This window comes from Caenispirillum bisanense, from assembly GCF_039523075.1.
Lineage (GTDB): Bacteria > Pseudomonadota > Alphaproteobacteria > Rhodospirillales > Rhodospirillaceae > Caenispirillum > Caenispirillum bisanense.
Genome location: NZ_BAAAEP010000147.1, coordinates 1 through 523, shown reverse-complemented (window position 1 = coordinate 523; position 523 = coordinate 1). Strand labels below are relative to the sequence as shown.

The 523-nt window shown below is 40.7% G+C and carries 1 protein-coding gene; it reads left to right on the top strand.

Annotated elements, in window-relative coordinates; translation table 11 throughout:
• Window positions 1-369 precede the first annotated feature (369 nt).
• On the top strand, window positions 370-523 hold a 154-nt coding region (locus ABD056_RS22955), incomplete at its 3' end, for a YccF domain-containing protein (protein ID WP_425545081.1).

Below are 523 nucleotides of genomic sequence, written 5' to 3'. Positions count from 1 at the left end.
CTGTAATTATTATCCCCTTCTTACTTGAAGCTGCAGCTTTGTTGACTTCCCGCCCTCGCCCCAGTCACATAGGTAAACTATGCTCCTGGGGTCTTGTGCACTTGTCGCCGCGCTGCAACTCCAATTAATTTGGGTATTAGTCTTAAAGTCTTAAAGTCTTAAAACGGCCTTATTAAAGCCGTTGCCAGAGAACTCAGCAAGCTTTTCCTGTGGCTAGTCCAGTCTGACCAGCGGCGAAATTCACTATTAAATTGTGATTTTCACGGTTTAAATTTCATACATTAACTTTATCTTTATGATTTATATCACAATTAAAATTGGCCCCAATCTTGTAACCCTTTTGGCAAAAGTGAAAAAAGGAGAACGACCATGGGTGCTTTACGACTGATATTTAATGTTTTCTGGTTTGTGATGGGTGGTTTTTTAATGGGGCTGGCCTGGTGGTGTATTGGTTTACTCTGCTTTTTAAGTATTGTATTTATTCCTTTTGGTCGCGCCTGTTTTGTCATTGGTGAAATGGCGT